Source organism: Helicobacter ailurogastricus (assembly GCF_001282945.1).
Classification (GTDB): domain Bacteria; phylum Campylobacterota; class Campylobacteria; order Campylobacterales; family Helicobacteraceae; genus Helicobacter; species Helicobacter ailurogastricus.
This window is the reverse complement of record NZ_CDMG01000004.1, coordinates 39,697-58,376: the sequence shown is the minus strand read 5'-3', so window position 1 is coordinate 58,376 and position 18,680 is coordinate 39,697. Positions and strand designations below refer to the sequence as shown.

General features: G+C 47.7%; 18 protein-coding genes. 11 read left to right on the top strand and 7 right to left on the bottom strand.

All coding sequences use genetic code 11. The features are described from left to right. The first annotated feature begins 12 nt into the window (after window positions 1-12). The 5 genes from accA (at window position 13) to HAL07_RS03275 (ending at window position 4,289) form a co-directional block, all read left to right on the top strand. On the top strand, window positions 13-936 hold the full coding sequence (gene accA / locus HAL07_RS03295) for an acetyl-CoA carboxylase carboxyl transferase subunit alpha (RefSeq protein WP_053945111.1): 924 nt from the start codon (window positions 13-15) through the stop codon (window positions 934-936). A gap of 22 nt (window positions 937-958) precedes the next feature. Further along, on the top strand, window positions 959-1,807 hold the full coding sequence (locus HAL07_RS08290) for a sulfatase-like hydrolase/transferase (protein ID WP_053945110.1): 849 nt from the start codon (window positions 959-961) through the stop codon (window positions 1,805-1,807). Next, complete coding sequence (locus tag HAL07_RS03285; RefSeq protein WP_264828383.1) at window positions 1,777-2,637, top strand: phosphoethanolamine transferase; 861 nt, start codon at window positions 1,777-1,779, stop codon at window positions 2,635-2,637. Before HAL07_RS08290 ends, HAL07_RS03285 begins: the two co-directional genes overlap by 31 nt. Before the next feature lie 42 nt (window positions 2,638-2,679). Beyond that, window positions 2,680-3,777, top strand: coding sequence for a sialidase family protein (locus HAL07_RS03280; RefSeq protein WP_238374479.1), 1,098 nt, complete (start codon window positions 2,680-2,682; stop codon window positions 3,775-3,777). Continuing rightward, window positions 3,777-4,289: a hypothetical protein gene (locus tag HAL07_RS03275; protein WP_053945109.1), complete on the top strand. Its 513-nt coding sequence runs from the start codon at window positions 3,777-3,779 to the stop codon at window positions 4,287-4,289. The genes HAL07_RS03280 and HAL07_RS03275 overlap by 1 nt, the downstream gene beginning before the upstream one ends. Here the strand turns inward: HAL07_RS03275 and HAL07_RS03270 are convergent. Together HAL07_RS03270 and rocF are read right to left on the bottom strand one after the other, a co-directional pair. After that, window positions 4,255-5,391: an FAD-dependent oxidoreductase gene (locus HAL07_RS03270; RefSeq protein ID WP_053945108.1), complete on the bottom strand. Its 1,137-nt coding sequence runs from the start codon at window positions 5,389-5,391 to the stop codon at window positions 4,255-4,257. The two genes, HAL07_RS03275 and HAL07_RS03270, sit on opposite strands and share 35 nt — an antisense overlap. After that, entirely contained in the window at window positions 5,385-6,323 is a 939-nt protein-coding gene (gene rocF / locus HAL07_RS03265; RefSeq protein ID WP_202903472.1) for an arginase, read from the bottom strand. Before rocF ends, HAL07_RS03270 begins: the two co-directional genes overlap by 7 nt. Window positions 6,324-6,766: 443 nt before the next feature. Here rocF and pxpA point away from each other — a divergent pair, with 443 nt between their 5' ends. Genes pxpA through HAL07_RS03235 form a run of 5 tightly spaced genes read left to right on the top strand, consistent with a single transcriptional unit; the run spans window position 6,767 to window position 11,012 of the window. Beyond that, the gene (gene pxpA, locus HAL07_RS03255; RefSeq protein WP_053945106.1) at window positions 6,767-7,540 is read left to right on the top strand and encodes a 5-oxoprolinase subunit PxpA; all 774 of its coding nucleotides are present in this window, start codon (window positions 6,767-6,769) and stop codon (window positions 7,538-7,540) included. 10 nt (window positions 7,541-7,550) lie between these two features. Next, the gene (locus tag HAL07_RS03250; RefSeq protein WP_053941507.1) at window positions 7,551-7,784 is read left to right on the top strand and encodes an acetyl-CoA carboxylase; all 234 of its coding nucleotides are present in this window, start codon (window positions 7,551-7,553) and stop codon (window positions 7,782-7,784) included. Next, on the top strand, window positions 7,785-9,155 hold the full coding sequence (locus tag HAL07_RS03245; protein ID WP_053945105.1) for an acetyl-CoA carboxylase biotin carboxylase subunit: 1,371 nt from the start codon (window positions 7,785-7,787) through the stop codon (window positions 9,153-9,155). It abuts the gene before it with no gap. Then, complete coding sequence (locus HAL07_RS03240; RefSeq protein WP_053945104.1) at window positions 9,145-10,041, top strand: 5-oxoprolinase subunit B family protein; 897 nt, start codon at window positions 9,145-9,147, stop codon at window positions 10,039-10,041. Before HAL07_RS03245 ends, HAL07_RS03240 begins: the two co-directional genes overlap by 11 nt. Beyond that, on the top strand, window positions 10,038-11,012 hold the full coding sequence (locus tag HAL07_RS03235) for a 5-oxoprolinase subunit C family protein (RefSeq protein ID WP_053945103.1): 975 nt from the start codon (window positions 10,038-10,040) through the stop codon (window positions 11,010-11,012). Before HAL07_RS03240 ends, HAL07_RS03235 begins: the two co-directional genes overlap by 4 nt. Here the strand turns inward: HAL07_RS03235 and HAL07_RS03230 are convergent. From HAL07_RS03230 to HAL07_RS03220, 3 genes are read right to left on the bottom strand one after another with little or no spacing between them, the layout of a single operon-like run. Next, window positions 11,009-12,583, bottom strand: a complete 1,575-nt coding sequence (locus tag HAL07_RS03230; protein ID WP_053945102.1) for a mechanosensitive ion channel domain-containing protein — start codon at window positions 12,581-12,583, stop codon at window positions 11,009-11,011. The genes HAL07_RS03235 and HAL07_RS03230 overlap by 4 nt on opposite strands. Next, complete coding sequence (gene aroB, locus HAL07_RS03225) at window positions 12,570-13,598, bottom strand: 3-dehydroquinate synthase (RefSeq protein WP_053945101.1); 1,029 nt, start codon at window positions 13,596-13,598, stop codon at window positions 12,570-12,572. The genes HAL07_RS03230 and aroB overlap by 14 nt, the downstream gene beginning before the upstream one ends. Then, complete coding sequence (locus HAL07_RS03220) at window positions 13,595-15,007, bottom strand: COG3400 family protein (RefSeq protein ID WP_053941501.1); 1,413 nt, start codon at window positions 15,005-15,007, stop codon at window positions 13,595-13,597. The genes aroB and HAL07_RS03220 overlap by 4 nt, the downstream gene beginning before the upstream one ends. A gap of 53 nt (window positions 15,008-15,060) precedes the next feature. Between HAL07_RS03220 and tgt the strand changes: the two genes are divergently transcribed. After that, a complete protein-coding gene (gene tgt, locus HAL07_RS03215) occupies window positions 15,061-16,164 on the top strand; it encodes a tRNA guanosine(34) transglycosylase Tgt (RefSeq protein ID WP_053945100.1) in 1,104 nt (367 codons plus the stop codon). Here tgt and ftsZ read toward each other — a convergent pair. Continuing rightward, complete coding sequence (gene ftsZ / locus HAL07_RS03210; RefSeq protein WP_053941513.1) at window positions 16,161-17,291, bottom strand: cell division protein FtsZ; 1,131 nt, start codon at window positions 17,289-17,291, stop codon at window positions 16,161-16,163. The genes tgt and ftsZ overlap by 4 nt on opposite strands. A 16-nt stretch (window positions 17,292-17,307) precedes the next feature. Next, the gene (ftsA, locus tag HAL07_RS03205) at window positions 17,308-18,675 is read right to left on the bottom strand and encodes a cell division protein FtsA (protein ID WP_053945099.1); all 1,368 of its coding nucleotides are present in this window, start codon (window positions 18,673-18,675) and stop codon (window positions 17,308-17,310) included. Window positions 18,676-18,680 lie beyond the last annotated feature (5 nt).

Here is an 18,680-nt window from a genome sequence, read left to right as displayed (position 1 = left end):
TTAGAGATCGCAGTGGCTGTCTATTTAGATTTTGAGAACCGCATTAAGGGGTTGCAAGAGGACATTGAGATGGCGACTATTCGGGGGGATTTAGACGCTAAAGAGATTTTAGAAAAACGCTTGGTTAAAGAAACCGATACGATTTACTCTAATCTGACCGACTACCAACGCCTGCAACTCGCGCGCCACCCTGATCGCCCCTACGCGATGGATTACATTGAGCTGATTTTAAAAGATAAATACGAGTTATTTGGCGACCGACATTTTAGCGATGACAAAGCCATTGTGTGTTTTGTGGGCAAAATCGAGGGCGTGAGCGTGGTTGTGATTGCAGAGGAAAAGGGGCGGGGCACAAAAAACAAACTCATGCGCAACTTTGGCATGCCAAACCCTGAGGGTTACCGCAAAGCCTTAAAGAGCGCAAAATTTGCCGAAAAATTTAATTTGCCTATCTTAATGTTGGTCGATACAGCCGGGGCTTATCCCGGGCTTGGAGCCGAAGAGCGCGGGCAAAGCGAGGCGATTGCCAAGAATTTACAGGAGTTTGCCACGCTCAAAGTCCCCACCATCTCTATCATCATCGGCGAGGGGGGCAGCGGCGGGGCGTTGGCCATTGCGGTGGCAGACAGATTGGCCATGCTAGAGTACGCCATTTTTAGCGTGATCTCACCTGAAGGCTGTGCGGCGATTTTATGGAATGACCCGAGCAAAATCGAAGTTGCGGTCAAGGCCATGAAAATCACCCCCTTTGATCTCAAAAAAGCCAATTTGATAGACGACATCATTTTAGAGCCTGAAAGGGGCGCACACCGCGACAAACTCCAAGCCAGCCAATCCATTAAAAACTACTTTCTACAACAGCTCCCCCTAATCCAGCAAACCGACTTCTTAAGCTTGCGTTACCAAAAACTCATGTCCTTTGGGGCTTTTGCTTAAAAACCCTTAGCCAAGATTATTGATGAGTGGGGTTGTTTTAGACAAGCGGTTTTTTCTGTGCTGGGGGGTGTTTGTTTCAGCCGCCTTTTTCTCTCCCGATGCACACATGGGCTATGTGGCTAAATTTGTCTTAAAAGTGTCCTTTTATAGCGCAGCATTTTTTTACGGGGTCTATGTCCTTTTAGCCCTTTTGCCCCCAAGAGTTGAGGAGTGGGTTAAAAATTTGTTATTAGCCTTGAGCCTTGCTTGTGCCTTTGTGCGCTTTTTTGTGGGCTATGCCTTTAACATGGATGTGAATCAAGTCCTTTTGCAAACCTTATACAACACCAACACCGCCGAAGCCCTAGCCTTTTTAAAAACCCAAACCTCCCACCTTGCGCTCATCTTAGCTCTTGTCTTGGGTTGTGTGCTATTTTTATGGGCGGGGAGGTTTAAGTGGGTGGTTTCTAGGCGTTTAAATTTAATCTTGCTTGGTTTGGTAGGGCTTGGAGTAGGAGTGCATGTGGGGCGCACAGCGTATTTGTCCGCCCAAATGGGAAGTCTTAGGCTAGCTCCGCCAGAAGTGCTAGACACCTTGCCCCTCATCAAAGAAGCGAGAGCAATTTATGGCAGCTTACAAGCGGGAGCCAGTGTGGCGCAAAACGCCCTAGGCAGACCCTACCACAAAGATTACTTGAGCGTGGATAAAAACAACGTGCCCAATGTGGTGCTGATTGTGGGGGAGAGCGCGTCTAGAGATTTTATGGGGGTTTATGGTTATGTTGTGCCTAATACCCCTAATTTAAATGCGCTAGTAAATGGGGGGGGGGGGGGGGGNNGGGGGGGGGGGGGGGGGGGGACTTGCCCAATCTCTTTGTCTTTGACAATGTGATCTCTTCCTTTGGCAACACGGAGGAAAATTTTGAAGTCTTGTTAAATTACGCGGACACAGAGACACAGCCCACCCCGTGGTATAACCAAAGAGATTTGGGCGATATTTTTAATCTAGCGGGCTATTCTACCTTTTGGCTAGACAATCAATACCCCGCAAGAGACAACAGTGCAACCGAGCTTTTGCCCCGCCGTTTTAAGGTAGTCTTACGCACTTCTTCTTTTAACACCGATGATTTGGACTTGGTGGATTTGTTTAATGCCAAAGTGCGTCCAAAAATGGGGAATAAAAATTTCATCGCCTTCCATTTAATAGGTAATCATTTAATCTACACAGAACGCTTCCCTAAGTCTTACACCAAATTCACCCCTAAAGACATTGACTATAAAAATCTCAAAGTCAAAAACGACAAGGATAAACAAATTGTGGCAGATTATGTCAATTCTCTTTACTACACCGACCATGTTTTAAGCGAAATTTTTAAGCTTTTTAAAGACAAGGACACCATCATCTTTTATTTGTCGGATCACGCCCAAGACATTTTTCAAAGTGGCAACACCTACGGGCATAAGTGTTCTCAATATGGGGTAGAGATTCCCTTTATGGTCTATGTTACCGACACCTTTAAACAAAAACACCCTGAAAAAGTAAAATTAATTGCTAAGGCCGTGCATAAACCCTTTATGAGCGATGATCTCATCCACACACTTTTACCTATCGTGGGGATACACACCAAAGACAATTTAGAGAGCAAGGATTTATTTAGCCCCAAGTTTGATACACATAGAAAAAGGGTTTATTGCGGCCATTTGGAGTACCACGCACCTTAAGCAATTTTGTGTAAAACTACCATCTTTGGTTAAAGGGGTAGCGTGCAAATTTTAGCTTTTATTTTGATGCTCTTTGGGGTTTTTATGCTTTTAAAGCCCACAACCCCTCCCATTAATTTTACAAAAACCCCCGCGCTCACGAAAACCCTCCCTTTTTTTAGCCCCTCCACTCTACTGCCCCCCCCGCCCGTTAAAAGCGTGCATGCAGCCAGCCTAACTGCCCTAAACGGCCATACAATGCTTGCTGCCTACTTTGGAGGGAGCAAGGAAGCGCAAAGTGATGTGAGTATTTGGGGCAATCTTTATACAGATCAAACCAAGCGGTGGGGAGAGGCTTTTAAACTCTTATCCGCGAGCGATTTGAGCCGCCAAGCCCACGAATTTGTAAAAATTCTAGGCAACCCTGTGCTCTACACACACAAAGACAAGCTGTATTTATTTGTGGTGGGGGCGAGCTTAGGCGGGTGGGCAACTTCTAAAATCTATGTGCTGCGCGCGCCCTTGACAAACCCTAAAGATTTGCACTTTGAACAAATTTTGCATTTGAGCCCCTTTTTAAACATCAGCCACTTGGTCCGCAACCCCCCAACTCCAACCACAGACGGGGGCTTTATTTTGCCCATTTACCACGAATTGGCCAAAAAATCCCCGGTGTTTTTGAAGTTTAGCCCACAAGTCAACTTGCAATTTTTGCTCAAACCAAATTCTTTAAAACAGCAATTGCAACCTAGCCTAGTCCCCTACCAAAATTGTGCCTTTGTGGTTTTTAGAAGCTACAAGACCGAGCGTTTTTACACCCAAAGCTGTTTAGACTTTTGGCACTGGCGCAAACCCGTTTTAAGCAATTTAAACAACTACGACAGCGCAAACGCCCTTTTTAACGCGGATGGGGTGTTGTATTTGATTTACAACCAAGCCCTGCCCCATAACCCGAGCGCAAGAAGCGCCTTGCGTTTAGCCCGCTTTAATCCTAAAAGCGGGGCTTTTGTACCCTTAAAAGTCTTAGACACCAGTCTTAAAGGTGAAGTGAGTTACCCCTGCGTTTTGATCTTTCACGACCAAGTCCATATCCTTTACACCAAAGAGCGCAAAGGCATAGCGCACATGGTTTTTAATCTCGCATATTTAAAGAGTCTATGATGGATGCGCTGTTTTTAGCCTTTTGTGCGGGGGTGTGGGTGTTTGTTCTCTCTAACGCCTCTTGGGGGATTTTGTGCTTTGGGCTTTTAAGCGCGCCTTTTTTAGGGCTCACCCTTAGTGGGGTGCTTGTGGGGTTGTTTGGGGGTGTGAGCACCTTTAGCTTGCTTTTAAGCGTGGGGGGGTTGCTTGCTAAAATCAGCCACAACCTTTTTTTATCCCCAAAGGCCTGTGGCTTTCTAGCCCTTTTTACTCTATTTGTTTTTAGCGACACTTTGGGGCTCTTGCCTTTTAGTTTTGTCTATAGTAGCTTGGCCTTGCCTAGTCTATGCGTCTTTGCTCTTGTGGCATTTTGGCTAGATAGGGTTTTGGGGTGGTTGTTTTTAAGTGCACTCGCTTTGCAAGCCCTCTTAAAAGAGCCCATTTTGTATGTAGGCATGGCAGACATTTATCTACTCTTGGGGGCCTGTGTGGGGCTTTTTAAAGGCTGTTTAGCACGGCAGACGCGCTCTTAAAGGGCAAGTTAAAGGCTTTAGAAATCCCCTCTTGGGCAAGATAGCCATCGTAGGCACTCAAAGCCCCTAGGGTGTTGGCCACTTCTTTTGTGTTTGCGCTTAAAAAGCCCTTGAGCCCGTGTTTTAAAAAATAGCGCAAATAGGGCAAACTCGCTTGGCTGTAAGCGATGGAGCTTGTTTTTGCCACCACCCCGGGCATGTTAGGCACGCCATAGTGTAAAAGCCCCTCTTGCAAATACACGGGGTGCGAGTGGCTTGTTTGCTTAATCGTTTCCACACACCCGCCCAAATCGCAAGCCACATCGACCACCACCCCGCCTCGTTGCATGAGGGCTAAATGGCGTTTTAAAATGACTTTGGGCGTGCTTGTGGCTGTCACCAAAACCGCTCCCACAAGCCCCACCGCCCCACTCAAAGCGCATTGAATGTTTTCCTCATGCACGGCTAGGATTTCTAAGTGATAAAGTTGCTTGTAGGGGTGCTCTTGTAGTTTCAAGGGGTCTAACTCTAAGACAACCACCCGCGCGCCCGCTAGGCTTAAAAATTTTGCCGCCTCTAGGCCCACCACGCCCCCGCCCACGACCACGACTTTAGCCTTCGCCTGTCCGCTCAAACCGCCTAAAAGCAACCCAAGTCCAAAGACATTGGGCAAATGCTCTAAACCCAGCAGATAATGCTGCATAAAGTGGGCGGCAAGTTGCCCCGCCACCACGCTCATGGGGGCGAGCACGGGGTAGTTGTTTTTAGGTCCGGCTAAAGTCTCGGTGCAAAGGGATAAAATCTTTTTATCTACAAACATCTGCGCTAGGGGTTTGTTGTAAGCCAAGTCCAAATAGCTAAAGAGTGTCGCCCCCTCTTGCAATAAAGCGTATTCGTGCTCTAAGGGCTCTTTGCACTTGATCACGACACTTTGCGCCCACGCCTCAGCCCGTCCCACAATTTTGGCCCCTGCTTGCGCGTAAGCCTCATCGCTATATCCGCTCATAAGCCCAGCCCCCTTCTCCACCACTACATGAAAATGTGGGGTGAGCTGCGCCACATCGTGGGGGACCAACCCCACTCTAAACTCAAAATCCATGCTCTCTTTGACAAGACCTAACATTTTTCCCTCATTTCTAAAACGACATCTTCTAAAAGCCCCCAAATGACTTCCTCATCGGGGTTAGTCCCATCCCACAGCTCAGGGTTATACTCGGTGAGCTCCACACCCACTAACCGCTCTTGAAACGCCCTTAAAAGCTTGTTAAAAAGCTCTTTTAATTCATCAGGGTGTAGGCCGTTGTTTTCTCTAACCCCCGTTGAGCTAAAAATCTTGCCATCCAAGACATCAATGTCTAGACTCAAATACACCAAATCCACACCCTCTAAGTATTTGACACTTTGTGCCACCACATTGGAGATATTTTCTCTAATCTCTTGCACGCTAAAAAGCGGGATGACACAATCTTTGATCATCTTGCGCTCGCTAGCCTCTGTGCTCCTCACTCCAAAATAGATTAAATGCTTGGGGTTAAACTCGAGCGCGTCTCTAGGTAAATCCAAAGCGCATAGCCTCTCCCAATATTCGATCTCTTGCGGATTTAGGGAGTTTTGCCCCGAGTGTACTCTGTTTAAAACCATGCCAAGGGGCATGCCGTGCAAATTGCCAGAGTCGCTGTCATAAGCGGTGTGTAAGTCGGCATGTGCGTCTATGTATAAAATGCCTATTTTTTTGTTTGGATGCACGGAGCGCAAGGCCTGCACGATGCCAAAAGCTCCCGAGTGCTCGGCACTCAAAACAATGGGAAACCCCCCCTTTTTAAACACCGCCCGCATGCTGGGGATCAAGCTGTCCTTGCAAAAGAAGTAATAATCTTCAAAGTTTTTGGCAAATCTAAAAAAATCCTCCAAAAAACATTGCTTTTGGCGGATTAAAACCATGTGTTCGCTGATCTCGGGGTGCTTTGCAACGAGTCTTTCTTTCAGTTTTTGCACCCCCACACTGCTCCCGTGTTTGCTCGCCCCAATTTCGGCGGTTAAGCTCACTAAAATCATAAAAACCTCCTTGTGTCCGCTAGGACTCAAAAACCCTCTATGTCCCTGGGTTTTATCGCATTTACAAATGACAAAGATTGGGGCAAAAGTCAAGGGTATAAAAAAATAGGGCGAGGCGCTTTAGATAAAAGAGCGTGCATATGCCCTAAATTGCCAACTATGAAATTGTGGTTAGAAATCCAACACACCACCTCCCACTGGGCGCAGGGCCACAAAAGCCCCAAATCCAGCGCTTGCCTTTTTACGCATTGCTCCTTTGTTATTTTAAGCATGTTAGCTAGATTAAAGGAGCGCAAACCCCAGCTGCGCCCCTTAAAGCTATTGGAGTTGCCGGGTTTGGGGGGTTTAGTAACGCTTGAAGGGCTTGGGGTTTATTTTAAATTCACAAACTTTGAGCGTTGATGTTTGCATGCCATACTTCTAGCATCTTGCAAAGGAGCCACATGAAAACAGAGATCGATTTAAACAGCGATATGGGCGAGTGTTTTGGGCCTTGGGTCATTGGCGATGGCGTGGATGATGCGATCATGAAACTGATCAGCAGTTGCAACATCGCAGCAGGCTTTCACGCCAGCGACCCAAATATCATGCGCCACTCTGTACAAAATGCCCTAGAGCAGGGCGTGCAAATCGGGGTACATCCGAGCTTTAGGGATTTGGTGGGCTTTGGCCGTAGGCACATTGTGGCTAATCCTGTGGAGCTTACCAATGATTGTCTCTATCAAATGGGGGCTTTGCAAGCCTTTTTACACCTGCTAGGCGGGCGCTTGCACCACTTTAAACCGCACGGGAGCTTGTATATACACGCGAGCAAAGATCGGGCGTTTTCTTATGAATTGATCAACACCTTGCATGCATACGATCCCAACCTGCCTATTTATTGCATGGAAAACACAGAAACACACGCTGTGGCTAAAGAGTTAAAACACCCCTTTGTGCGGGAGTTTTATGGGGATCGCGATTATGGCGATGATGGGCAACTTGTGATGGTGCGCCGTGCTAGAGCCTACACCCCTGAGGAGGTTGCCCAAAAAGTTTTGCAAGCGTGCCAACAAGGGAGCGTTGAGAGCGTGAGCGGCAAGGTGATACCTGTGGATTTTGACTCGGTTTGTATCCACAGCGACACGCCCGGAGCACTGGCTTTAATCCAAGCCACAAAAGAGCTTTTAGAGGAAAATGGCATAAAAATCCAAAAACCCAAAATCCACAAAGATTAAAGGAGAATCCATGCACGAAGTCATTAGCCCCATCCCCGGGACATTTTATCGAAAGCCTAACCCCGATGCCGCCCCCTTTGTAGAAGTGGGCCAAGAAGTTCAGCCCGACACCACCTTATGCCTTGTTGAGGTGATGAAAACCTTTAACGAGATCAAAGCCGGAGTGGCGGGCAAGATCGTAGAGATCAAGGCTGAGAACGAACAATTCGTCAACCCCGGCGATGTGCTCTTTGTGGTGGAATGAATGGCTTACACTCCACGCAAGATATTTAAGGTGTTGGTCGCCAATCGGGGCGAGATTGCAGTGCGCATCATCCAAGCCGCCCATGAGTTGAACATGCAAGCGGTGGCGATTTACACCGATGCTGACGCAGGCAACTTGGCATGCCAGCTAGCCGATGAGGCTTATAGAGTGGGGGAGAATTTAGCCTATAAAAGCTACTTAAATATAGAAAATGTGCTAAAGATTGCCAAAGAGGCGAAGGTCGATGCGATCCATCCGGGCTATGGGTTTTTGAGCGAAAACGCCCTTTTTGCGCAAAAAGTCGAGGAGGCAGGGATCATTTTTGTCGGTCCTTCCAGCGCGACCATCGCTACAATGGGGGATAAAGCCAAAGCCCTAGAGCAAGCCAAAAAAAGCCAAGTGCCTACCATGCCTAGCACGCCCGTTTTGCAAGATTTAAAACAAGCCTTGGAGCAGGCCCAACACATCGGCTATCCTCTACTCATTAAAGCCATAGCCGGAGGCGGGGGCAAGGGGATTCGCTTTGTCGAAAATGAAAAGGCGTTGAAAGAGCAATTTAGCGTGGCGGTGGCGGAGGCCACGAGTGCCTTTGGCAATGGAGGGGTGTATTTAGAAAAGTATTTAGACAACGCCAAGCATATAGAAGTACAGGTTTTAGGAGACGGGGAGAATGTGATCCACCTTTACGATCGCGAGTGCTCGATGCAAAGGCGTAGGCAAAAGGTGCTAGAAGAGGCCCCAAGCCCGAGTTTAGACGACCAAACAAGGGAGGCTTTATGTGCGTGCGCCGTGCGCATGGCTAAACAGGTGGGCTATAAGGGGGCAGGGACTTTAGAGTTTTTATACGACTCTAAAACTAAAGGCTTTTATTTCTTGGAGATGAACACCCGCATACAAGTCGAGCACGCCATTACAGAGATGGTTACGGGCGTGGATTTGGTGCGCCAAATGCTAAGGATTGCCGATGGTGAGCCTTTGGGTTATCAGCAAGAGGACATTTCTTTAAGGGGGCATTCTATTGAAGTGCGTATCAATGCCGAAGACCCACAAAATAACTTCTTCCCAAGCCCGGGGCAAATCAGTAAATTGCAATGCCCCACAGGCTCGGGCATCCGCTTAGATAGCATGCTCTTTAGTGGGCGCACCATCCCGCCCTTTTACGACTCGCTTGTGGCTAAACTCATTGTTTATGACCAAACCCGCCCCTTTGCGCTAAGTAAGCTCAAAAGGGCTTTGGGCGAATTTAAAATCGAGGGGGTGAAGACCACCATTGGGCTCTTTAAAGAGCTCATCAAGCACGAGCGGGTGCAAAAAGGCGATTACAGCATACATTTTTTAGAGGACTACATAGGAGGCAAGCATGGCGTTTAGATACAGCTTTGGCGGGGATACCTTTTTGTTTGTGGAGGTGAGCGAGGATGGCATGTCCTTAGAGGCGTTTTTTTTGGCGATGGCGATTTGTAAAAAACTAAGAGAAATGCAAGTTGAGGGGATCAGCGAGATTTGCCCGGCGAATGCGTCTTATATGATCGCCTTTAATCCAGACATTTTGCCACACGAGCAAGCCCTAGAGCTCTTAAAATCCCTAGAAAAAGAAGTTGTGGGGGCGCAAACCACGATCCAAACCCGCCTCATAGAAATGCCCGTTTTTTACAACGACCCTTACACCCACGAGTGTTTGATGGGGTTTCGTAATAACCACCAATGCAGAGAACCGGGCGCAAACCTAGACCCAAACATGACAGACATAGAATACGCTCGCCAAATGAATGGCTATGAGAGTGTAGAGGCGTTCATCAAAGCGCACGCTGAAAGCCCGTGGTTTGTGAGCATGATAGGCTTTGTGGCGGGCTTGCCTTGGCTTTACCAACTTGTGGAGCGCAAAAAGCAAATACAAGTGCCTAAATACCCCATCGCGCGCATCGACACCCCGGCTTTAACCATAGGGCATGGCGGGTGCTTTGGGTGCATTTATGCGGTTAGAGGCGGGGGGGGCTATCAAATGATGGGCATCACCCCAGCACCTGTGTGGGATCCGGCGCAAAGACTGCCCTATTTTAAAGAGGGCATGGTTTTTTTAAACCCGGGGGACATCATTAAATTCAGCCCTTGCACCCAAGAACAATACAATGCCCATGTTAAGCAAGTGGAGGCAGGGACTTTTGATTTAAAAATCTGCCCAACCTCCTTTTCCTTGCAAGAGTGGCAAGCCAACCCCACGGGCTATAACCAAAAGATCTTAAAGGCTTTGGCATGAATACTTTTAAAGTCATCAGTCCGGGGATTGCAACTTTCGTGGAAGATTTAGGGCGTTATGGCTACTACCATTTAGGAATCCCCCCGGGCGGGGCACTCGATCAAGCCTCTTTTATCGTGGCTAACGCTTTAGTAGGCAACGATCAAAACATGGCGGGGCTAGAAATGGCGCTGATGCCGGCAAAATTGGAGTTTGAAAAGGAAGCCATTGTTGCCGTGTGTGGGGCGCACACCACGCCCAAAATCAACGGGCAAGAAATGCCTAGCTACACGGCGTTAAAAGTGCCCGCTGGGGGTGTTTTGGAGTTTAGCTACTTTAAAAAGGGGGCTCGGGCGTATTTGGCAATTGCCGGGGGCGTGGATGTCCCCCTTGTGATGGGCTCTCGTTCCACCTATCCGCTAGGCGGCATTGGAGGCTTTAAGGGGCGAAAACTAGAGGCCGGCGACATTTTACCCATAGGCACGCCCACAGGCAAACCCAGCGCAAAAAGCCTAGATAGTGCCTACCATTTAAAGCTTGATGAGATCGAAGAGTTGCGGGTGGTGTTGGGCTTGCAAGATTACAAACTTACAGAGCAGAGTCTTAATAATCTTTTTAGCGATGTTTTTGTGGTATCGACTCAGGCAGATAGACTGGGTTATCGCTTTAAAAACGGGCAGAAATTCACCTATAAGGACTTGCCCCAACCCTTTGGAGCGGGGGCAAATCCTAGCAACATCACGGACGCGTGTTATCCCGTGGGCTCGATGCAAGCCCCCGGGGGCAATGAGCCCATCGTTTTACAAAGAGACGCGCCTAGTGGCGGGGGCTTTGCGATGTATTGCACCCTGATTAGTTGTGATTTAGACAGATTGGGGCAATTTGCGCCCAACCAAAAAGTGCGCTTTAAAGCCGTGAGCATGCAAGAGGCCCTAAAAGCTAGAAAAGCTTATCAAGAGCGCATTAGAGCAATGGTGGCAAGCTTGGTTTAATCGCCTTGCTTTTCTTGTTTTTCTTGCTTCTCTTGCACTTCTTGGACTTGTTTTTCCTGTACTTCTTGCTCTTGTTTCTCTTGCGCTTCTTTGAGCGCAGGACCTAAGAAAACATCGTGGGTTTTTAAGAAAGCTTGCACAATGGCAGTGGAGATGGTGGAGCGCAGAGTGAGCGTGGCATAAGCGTTGGTTAAATAGGACACATACAAGCGCATGCCCTCTTTCTCGGCCATGTAAAAGACTTTGGGGGCGGTTTCAATGGTGCGCAGGGCGTATTTTGTGCGCATTTTGGCAAGCTGTGTCGCGGTGGTTTGGCTGTAATCTTTAGAGCACTCGGTGGCGATTTGTGTAGCGATTTCTTTCGCCCTTTCGTGGTTAGAGTCGAAAGTTAAAAAAAAATCTAAGCTGTCCCAAACGGTCTTTAAGCCCAAATGGCTGTAATTGGTGAGCAACCCGTTAAAAATGCAGTTGTTGGGGATAAAAACAATGCGCCCCGCCCGCCCATTGTTTTTAAGGTAGGTGGTTAAGGTAACATCTTCAAACAGCGTGATGTAGAGCATAGAAATGTCGAGGACATCGCCCACATAGGTGTTGCCATCTTTAGACACCTTGATGCGATCGCCCACATGCACGCTCCCCTTTAAAATCATTGTCAGCCAGCCAAGCATGCTCATGAACAAGTCGCGCATGGCAATGGCAAAGCCTGCGCCCACGAAGCCTAGCATCGTAACAAGGTAGGACACATTTTCTAAGTAGGCAAAGAGAAAGATTAAAACCACAACGTTGGCGTTGATGAAATTGATCGCCTTGTTGATGGTGTAGGCGCGCTCGTCGTTGTAAAGGTATTTGTGGCTTAGATGTTTTAGCACCCACGCAAGCACGATGCTAGCGCACGCGATCAACAGCACATAAAGGAGTTTAAAAAGCTGGTCCTTGATTTGGGCCTTAATGTTTTGGGTGGTTTCCTCCATGTCTTTGACATAGGCATCTAGACTCGCATTAAGCAGGTTTTGCGCGCTTTTAAATTCGATTTTTTTAACTTTCTCTTGGTAAAGAGAGGTCTCCCATTTTTTGGAATCTAAGGCTCGCAACTCTTGCAAAATCTCCAACCTCTCATTAATGTTTGCAATGATTTGTTGCAAGACCTTTTGGTGTTGCTGCAAAGTCGTGAGCTTGGCACGCATGGCCTTAATGTAGGATAAGCCGGTAACGATGGCTAGGGGGTTGTTGATGTTGGGGACATTGGTGATGGCGGGCTTTTCCACAAGCCCCTTAAAGGGGTTGGTTTTGTAAGATTCGAGCAATTTTTCTTGGTGTTGCAAGGCTTGTAGGCTGTGCTTGAGCGTGTTGGCCTCTAGGCTATTGCCGTCTAATTTTTTGAGGTTATCTTGGATTTTGGCAATCTCTAAAGAGATCTTGCCATAGTCTTCAAAGTTTTTATATTTTTGCAGCCACACGCTGTCGTTTTTTTCTAGCTTTTTATTGAGGTTATCTAGCTTGCTTTGCAATTCCGACACGCTGTCGGCAAAAAGCAAGCCCAAAAGCAAAAATAATAAACTAAAGCCACGCATGCAACGCCTTTTTTAAAGTGTCTTTTTCTACGCTGTTTGTGGCGGCAAAAGCGCCCAAACCTTTAGGCAAAATAAAGCAAATCCCCGTGGTGTTTTTCTTATCCATTTGTAAATCCTTGTAAAAACTTTCAAAATCTGCGATTTTGTAGGGCAGATCTAGGCCATAGTGCCCAAGCAAAGCCTTGATGCGCTCTTGTGTCGGGCCATCCAGCAGCTTTAAATGGCATGCTAGAGCGTTAGCCATTTGCATGCCAATTGCCACCGCCTCGCCGTGTAAATGCGTTTTGTACGCGCCTGCCTTTTCAATGGCGTGGGCAAAGGTGTGGCCGTAATTTAGCCCCATGCGCAAGCCCTCTTCTTTTTCATCTTGCGCCACAACACTTGCCTTAATCGCCACGCTTTTATAAATGCCAAGTTCTAGGTGTTGCTCTAAGGGGTGTTGCTCTAACCACAAAAAATAATCTTGATCAAAGCACACGGCTTTTTTGATCATCTCGGCAATGCCCGCTTGAAACTCCCTTCTTGGCAGGGTTTTTAAAAATTTGGGGTCAATATGGACCGCCCTTGGGGGGTGAAACGCCCCGATTAAATTCTTGCCATGTCTGTTATTGATCCCCGTTTTGCCCCCCACGCTCGCATCCACTTGCGCTAAAAGCGTGGTCGCCACAATTTGAAACGCAATGCCCCTTTTATAAATGGCGCTTGCAAACCCCACCATATCGCTCACCATGCCCCCGCCTAAAGCCAGCATTAAATCTTTACGACTCAAATTCGCCTCAAAAGCGCGCTCTAAAATTTGTTCTACGCCCTCCCATGTCTTGTGCTCTTCGCCGCTCGCCATCTCGTGGGTAAAAATTTGGGGGGCTTGCAACTTGCTTAATAAAGTGTCTAGGTGCAAGGGGGCGACTTTAGAGTCGCTTATCACTAAAACCTTACCCGTGTGCGTGATTGTTTCTAAATTGCCGATACGCACGGGGTAGCTAAAATCTTTGGTTTGGATGTTTAGTTGCATCATTCCACCACCGGGATAAACATTTGCGGGTGTGTGTCGTTTAAAAACGCCACCCGCTCTAACTTGGCAAAAAACAGCCCCCAAAATGGGTTTTTAGTGATGCAAGACTCAAAGGGCAAGAATTGTAAAATCGGGCTTTCTAGGCTCTTTAAAAACAAAACGGGGTTTTTATTTTGCGTGCGAATCACTTTGATTGTCCTATTGTAGATGTGGGATAAATAGCGGTAGTTCTCAATAACAGCGGTGTTGTAGCGCTTGTCAGGGTCAAAGTCGTAGAGCAACATTTTTAAGTTCATCTGGGAACAGACATCAAACATGACCGATGAAATGTCCTCACTATGCTCCATGCTTTTATTCAACACCACAAGGCTTTTTTCAATCCCCTTTAAACCCGTGGCGTTGGTTTTAAAAATCGGGCTCACGCTCTCAAATAAAGCTTTGCGATTCTCTTGGCGTTTAAAAATCTCCTTGCCCACAATCACAAGCCCGATTTTCCTTTGGCTGTCTTGTTGCAATTTGGCCGCAAAGCTTAGGCCCTTGAAGTCTAAAACCACCCGAATGTTCTTGGCCTCAATTTCTCGTATCTGCTCGATGGTGGCAGTGTCTGTCGGGTTTAACACGTGGATAAAGAGCATGGCGCTTTTAAGCTGGCTGTGTAAGCTTAAGGCCTGCTCAATGTCTCGTTGCAAAGATTTTTTAGATTGTAAGCACATATCGATATATAAATAAAAATCCCGCCCAAAAGGCACGGGAAACTGCCCCACATTGCTTTTAACTTGTAAATAGACATTGTTTAAAGTTTCGGGATTACCCACAACCAAGAGCTGATCTCTGGGTTGTATCACCATAGAAGGGTGGCTTAAGTGAAACCCATTTTTACGATAAACCCCTACAATGCGGTAATCCTTTTGGCGCAGAGAGTCCATATGGCGATAGGCAAAGACACTCCCAAAGGGTACGCCTATTTCCATCACCTCGCCCTGTTCTAGTCCAAAGCCCTGTGGGACACTCGGCACATTGGGGATTTTGGCGATGAATTTATTGGCGATGATTTGAATCGGGTCCAGTAAAACCATGCGATCGTCTTTTGCCCCCTCCCACTTTTGCGCCAAACTCACAAGCCGCACTTCTTTATTTTTTTGTCTAATCAGCTCGCACACGGCTTGCTGTTCTTTGACATCCTCTAACAAGACGAAAGCATCGCTTACATGCGCATCGATTAGAGGGGCTAGGCGGTAGCTAGAAGTGGGATCGAAAATGTGCAACTCAAAGGTGCTAGGCAAACTAGGGGGCAAGCACTCGGAGTTTTTGGTGATGACTAAATAAAAATTATTGCTGAAGTACTTAGACACCACTAATTCCATGAACTTTTTGGCGACCACGCCCTCAACAATCAAGGCAACTTTTTTCAACCCGTATTTCCCGATATTTTCAGCTATTATAACTAAAAAGGTTAAGGTTTAAAATGGATTTTACCTTAGATGGCGTGGATAAAAAAGCGAGGGCGGGGACTTTAAAATTAGCACACGGCAAGGTAGCAACCCCGATTTTTATGCCCGTAGGCACGCAAGCGAGCGTGAAAAGTTTAGACGCTTTGGATTTGCAAGATCATTTAAAAGCCCCCATCATCTTAGGCAACACCTACCACCTCTATTTAAGACCGGGGGCAAATTTAATCCAAAAACTAGGCGGGTTGCACAAATTCACAAAGTTTCAGGGCAATTTTTTGACCGACAGCGGGGGGTTTCAGGCGTTTTCTTTAAAGCACAACACCAAAGCGCACACAGAGGGCATTGTGTTTAAATCCCACATTGACGGGAGCACCCATCTTTTCACCCCCTCTAAAGTGTTAGACATCCAATACGCCCTTAACAGCGATATTTGTATGGTGTTAGACGATTTAGTGGGCTTGCCCGCGCCTTTTACGCGTTTAAAATTAGCGGTGCAAAAAACCACAGAGTGGGCAAAAATAAGCCTAGATCACCACAAAGGCCACGCTAGCCGCACAAACCATATTTTTGCCATTGTGCAGGGGGGCATAGACTCTAATTTACGCCGCCAAAGTGCGCTAGAACTTAGCGCGCTTGGCTTTGATGGCTACGCTATTGGAGGGCTGGCTGTGGGCGAGAGTGCGCAGGAGATGTATGCCACAGTGGCGTACACACAGGAGTTTTTACCCAAAGACAAACCCCGCTATTTAATGGGGGTGGGCACGCCACAAGACATTTTAGAAGCCATAGATTTGGGCGTGGATATGTTTGATTGTGTGATGCCCACAAGAAACGCCCGCAATGGCACACTTTTTACAAGTCTTGGCAAGCTCTCCATTAAGGCGCAAGCGCACAAAGAGAGTCAAGAAGCCCTAGATCAAAATTGCGCGTGCTACACTTGCAAGCGTTATTCTAAAGCCTATTTACACCATCTTTTCAAGGCCAGAGAATTGCTCTACTTCCGCTTGGCGAGCTTGCATAATTTGCATTTTTATTTAGAGTTGGTGAGAGGCGCTAGGGAAGCGATTTTAAGGGGAGAGTATGCGGATTATAAATCCCGCATCCTATCGGTTTATTAGTCTTTCTGGTGGCGTAGATAGGCGGGGATGTCTAAATCCACGTTCTGGTAGGCATCGTCTCCGCTGGCTAAACGCAAACCACCCAAAGTGTTTTTAGACAAACTGGGGGTGCTTTCGGGTTTGGGCTCGGATTTTTGTTCCTCTTGTTTTTCAAAGCCCGTGGCGACAATCGTGACCTTAATTTGGTCTGTGGGCATGTTGGCTGAAGTGCATTTACCAAAAATGATGTCCGCATCGTCATCGGCCATGTCGCCTAAAATCCCCACAGCGGCAGTGATCTCGGCTAGGGGATAATCAGGGTGGCACTCGAAATTCACCAAAACCCCCATTGCCCCATTGATGGAAATGTTGTCAAATAAAGGCGAAGTGATGGCATTTTCCACTGCCACCGTGGCGGCATTGACCCCGGTGGCCTCGCCAATGCCCATTAAGGCCAAGCCCTTATGCCCCATGACAGTTTTAAGGTCGGCAAAATCGACATTGATGTCGTTTTCGCCGTAATTGATGATCACCCCTGAAATCCCATTAACGGCTTTGGCAAGGACATTATCCACCTCTTTAAAGCTGTCCTTCATGCCCATGTTTTTGTCAATGAAGCCCACCAATCTTTCATTAGGAATCACCACGATCGAATCGCTCACCGCCTTAAGCTCTTTTAAGCCCTCCTCGGCAATCTTTGCCCGCTTTTTGCCCTCAAAATTAAAGGGTTTGGTGACGACTGAAACGGTTAAAGCCCCCGCATCCTTAGCCACTTGGGCGATCACGGGAGCTGCGCCCGTGCCCGTGCCCCCACCAAGCCCGGCAGAGATGAAGACAATGTCCGCCCCGCTCACGACTTCTTTAATCGCCTCGATGCACTCTTGGGCGGCTTGTTTGCCGATCTCTGGCTTCATCCCAGCACCCCTGCCCCCCGTGAGCTTTTCGCCTAAGCGGATTTTATTTTTTGCACTTGAGGATTTGAGAGCCTGCCCGTCTGTGTTGGCTACGATTAAAGTGATGTCCTTAAAAGTACCTGTGGCGATCAAGTGGGCGATCATATTCGAGCCCCCACCTCCCACACCAATCACCACGATCTTCGCCCCATTCGTCTCAAAAATCTCTTCTACGCCTATGTCTTCATGCACCATCGCCACGACTCATCCTTTAAAATAACTTGGAGAACCAGTCCAAAAACCCACTCTTTTTCGGTATCTCAGGAGTGGGTATTATATCCTTTTTTCTCTCTTTTACACTTTCCGTTTCGCCCGTATGCTTAAGATTAGTTAAATCCGTTTCAATGTAATTGCGCTCTTGTGTGTAGGTAAAACCAGCGGGTAAAGCCTGTTTATTTTCTTTGTAGCGGATCACTTTTTCCGAGTCTTTTTCGTAATTCGTGTGCTTGCCCGCTCCGTATAAAATCAAGCCGATGGCGACCGAGCTTGTGGGGTCTTTAAGCTCTTCAGACAGCCCACTAAGCTCGGCAGGTTTAGCAATGCGCACGGGGATATTGCCAAAAATCACGGCCGCAACATTTCTAATCCCCTCGACATGCGTCATCCCCCCGGTCAGCACCACACCTCGGCGGATACTGTCCTTAAGATTGCTCTTAATCAAGCGGCGGTTAAGCACATCAAAGGTCTCGACCACCCTAGCCCGGATGATGTTATGCACCAACTGCAAAGAAAGGCGGTTTTTCTTGTTCTCTGTACCGATGTCGGGAACTTCAATCTCTTGCTCGCTCTCCTCTGCCATGAGATTGCCATACTGCCTTTTAATGTACTCGGCCGTGCCCAGGGGCACTTCTAGCACGCTGGCTAAATCGTCTCTGATGTGCTCCGAGCCCACATTTAGGTAGTTATTAAAACACATCGAGCCGCCCTCATAGACCATCATGTTGCAAGTCCCTCCACCAAGGTCAATGCACGCCACTCCCAAGGCTTTATCGTCCTCGTTTAACACGGCGATAGAAGCCGCGTAGGCACTCAAAACGACATTTTCAATCTTCACGCCGGCAATTTGGATGGTGCGCCTCAAGTTTTCTAGGCTGCTGCGTTGCACCGTTACAATGTGGGTTGAAACCTCTAAACGCGAGCCGCTCATTCCCATAGGGTCTTCGATGTTGTCTTGGCTGTCTAGCTTAAACTGGTAGGGCAAAATGTGGATCACTTCATAGCCCGTGGGGATGTGTGCGCTGTGTAGTGCCGTGTCCAAAACCCGGTTGATCTCTTTGAGCGTGATCTCGTTGTTGGGCACATTGATGAGTCCCGCGCTATTGACGCTTTGTGCGCAAGCCCCCGAGATCGACACGATCGCTTTTTCGATAAAGGCAAGACCTGCCATGCGCTTGGCATCTTCAATGGCTTTTTTGACAATCTCGCCGGCTTGACTGATGTTGCTGATATTGCCCTTTTTCACGCCCTCAGACTTATGCACGCTGACACCAATCACCTGTGGCGTGCCCTCTTTCAATTCGGCGATGATGGCGCAAATCTTGCTCGATCCAATATCCACGCCCAAAATGATGGGATTCAAGGGTG